2 protein-coding genes and 2 pseudogenes are annotated in these 2,919 nt (G+C 64.8%); 2 read left to right on the top strand and 2 right to left on the bottom strand.

Translation table 11 applies throughout. From position 1 onward, the window contains the following. The coding region (locus tag ACFWZ5_RS45985) for a transposase (RefSeq protein ID WP_384893212.1) at positions 1-187 on the bottom strand (187 nt) is incomplete at its 3' end. Positions 188-467: 280 nt separating this feature from the next. Between ACFWZ5_RS45985 and ACFWZ5_RS45980 the strand changes: the two genes are divergently transcribed. Together ACFWZ5_RS45980 and ACFWZ5_RS45975 are read left to right on the top strand one after the other, a co-directional pair. Further along, positions 468-1,718, top strand: a complete 1,251-nt coding sequence (locus ACFWZ5_RS45980; RefSeq protein WP_384893209.1) for an amidohydrolase — start codon at positions 468-470, stop codon at positions 1,716-1,718. A gap of 191 nt (positions 1,719-1,909) precedes the next feature. Further along, positions 1,910-2,630: pseudogene (locus tag ACFWZ5_RS45975) on the top strand (IS6 family transposase). Between the two features lie 138 nt (positions 2,631-2,768). Here the strand turns inward: ACFWZ5_RS45975 and ACFWZ5_RS45970 are convergent. After that, positions 2,769-2,919: pseudogene (locus tag ACFWZ5_RS45970) on the bottom strand (IS256 family transposase); the annotation flags it as partial.

Raw genomic sequence — 2,919 nt, 5'->3', positions numbered from 1 at the left:
CCCACTGACAGCCGGTGCGGTCCATGTACAGGATGGCGTTCATGATCTCGCGCAGGTCGTGGCGGGGCGGCCGTCCGAAGTCCGGGGCCCGGCCGCGGCGCTCGAAGCGCCAGGCGGACAGCACCGGCTCGATCAACTCCCAGCAGGCATCGGACAGATCGCCCGGATTGGGACGACGGCTGGCCATGACCTGGACGTAGCGCAAGTCGGGGGTGTGCGTCCGGCCTCGCGGAAGCACGGAACAAAAGCGGGCGCCCTGGAATGAGACGGGCGGAAGCAGGCTCCCGCCCCAGACATCACACTGTCCGCCCTGCCAGCCACTGTCCTCACCACAGACACACCAGCACCAGACCATCAGTGACGCAAAACTAGAGATAACACCGCATCACAGAGAAAAATGACCTCGTTAGGGTGAACTTCCATCGACTGCTGATCAGCTGGCTCACGCTTCACCCTAATTTCAAAGCATGAACCATGTGTCTCGCAAGCCTGGAACCGGTGTACCCGGTGCTGGTGGCGCCCCCGAAAGAGCCTTGCTTGGTACGCTACCGGAAACGATACGTGCTGATCTAATCGCGTTCCGCCGCGACTTGCATATGCACCCGGAGCTCGGATACCGCGAGTTCCGCACCACGGAGGCCCTCAAGTCACGCCTAGAGTGCGCAGGTCTGATACCCCGTGTCCTTGACTGTGGCACAGGTCTCATCTGTGACATCGGCGAGTGGGACAATGCCCGCTCCATACTTGCCCTGCGCGCCGACCTTGATGCCCTGCCCATCGCAGACACCAAGACGGGGGTGCCCTATAGCTCCACGGTGTTGGACCGCGCCCATGCCTGCGGCCATGATGTGCACACTACCGTTGTCCTAGGTGCTGGACTCGTCCTCGCTAAACTGTACGAGCGGGGCCAGCTTGCGCACCCCGTACGGATGATATTCCAACCCGCCGAGGAGGTACTCCCCGGCGGTGCCAACGAGGCCATCACCTCAGGGGCTCTAGACGGAGTGGGCCGCATCGTCGCGGTGCACTGCGATCCGCGCGTCGACGTCGGCCGTATCGGACTGCGGCACGGCGCTATCACCTCCGCCTGCGACCGGCTCGAAGTCACTCTCGGCGGCGTCGGCGGCCATACCGCGCGACCACACCTCACCACTGACCTTGTCACTGCTGCCGCTAAGCTGGCCTCAGAAGTGCCAGCCTTGATTGCCCGCCGCATCGACCCCCGCTCGGGCTTATCGCTGACGTGGGGTCGGATCGCCTCTGGGCATACGTCCAATGTCATTCCCCAGCGCGCCGAGCTGTCCGGCACGGTGCGCTGCCTCGACCTCGCCTCCTGGCGAGAAGCCCCAGCCTTGGTGCGCGGCGCCGTCACACAGGTCGCCGACCTCTACCGCGCTGAGTCGAATATCAATTACGTCCGTGGGGTGCCTCCTGTGGTCAACGACCCTGACGTTACCGACCTGCTGCGCGGTGCCATGACGGCGCGGCGCGGCCCGCAGTCCATTGAGCAAACCGAGCAGAGTCTCGGCGGCGAAGACTTCTCTTGGTACCTGGAGAAGGTCCCGGGGGCGATGGCCCGCCTGGGTGTGCGCACGCCCGGCCATCTGGCTATCCGGGACCTGCACCGGGGAGACTTCGACGTGGATGAGTCGGCCATCACGGTGGGGGTCGAGCTCTTGACCGCCACGGCCTTATTGGACAGTCAGAACCGTGCATGACGGGGCGTGAGGGGCCCCGAGCTTTTCGGACATAGCTATTGAACCGAAACTGTCTGGTTGCCCATTCGAGGGTGTAGCGGACGTGCCGGGCGTGAAGGTAGCCGCAGATGTGGTGGGGTTGGCGCTGAACGACGGTGTCAGGTTCTTGGCGGCCTGTGCGATGATCTTGTCGGAGACCGTCGCGGGAGGGGCTGCAGGCGGAGACCGGGGCACCGGTATCGTACAAGGGGTACGGGTTCCCGGCGGAGGTGATCGGTCAGGCTGTGTGGCTGTGCTACCGTTTCCCGCTCTCGTACAGGGAGGTCGAGGAGCTCCTCTTCGAGCGCGGCATCACAGTCTTGTACGAGACGATCCGGGCCTGGTGCGCCACGTTCGGCCCCCGCCTACGCCCGGGGCCTGCGCCACTGGCAGCCGAGGCCCGGGGACAGGTGGCATCTGGACGAGGTGTTCATCAAGGCCAACAGGAAGATGCGGTACCCGTGGCGCGCCGTCGACCAGGACGGCCATGTCCTGGACATCCTGGTGCAGAACAAGCGGGACACCCGCGCGGCGAAGCGGTTCTTCCGCAAGCTCCTCAAGGACCTCCAGTACGTGCCCCGCGTGATCGTCATGGACAAGCTCGCAGCTACGGCGCCGCCCACCGCCAGATGATGCCCTCCGTCGAGCACCGGGACTCAAAGTGTCTCAACAACCGGGTCGAGAACAGCCACCAGCCCACAAGGCGATGCGAGCGCGCCATGAAGGACTTCCGTTCCAGCGGAGCGGCGCAGAGATTCCTCGATGTCTCCTCCCGGATCTCCTCCCACTTCGGCCCCGCGACGCCATCTGATGACAGCCAGTGACTACCGCACCGAAATGACTCACCGCTTCCGCGTCTGGGAGACCGTCACCGGCGTGCCCGCGCGCACCTGACTGAGGTGACCGGCACGGCACCCGAGCGCCATCAGCCTGCCCCAGCTCACCCACCAGCAACTTGACAAGGCTGCTCAGAGGTGTCCTCGATGAGGATGGGTCTGCAAAGCTTTCGGTGTAACTGGTGTGGTTTCTGGTTCAGTTGTGGGCTGCTGAGAGGCGTCCGTCGAAGGCGATGTCAAACGCCTGGAGGGCTCGCTTCCAGCGGGTGGTCCACCGCTTGCGGCCCTTCCCGGTCGGATCCAGGCTCATGACGGCGAGGCAGACGCACTTCAACGCGGCGGCCTGC

This window comes from Streptomyces sp. NPDC059003, from assembly GCF_042740445.1.
In the GTDB taxonomy this organism is placed as follows: Bacteria; Actinomycetota; Actinomycetes; order Streptomycetales; family Streptomycetaceae; genus Streptomyces.
This window is presented reverse-complemented; position numbering and strand designations above follow the sequence as displayed.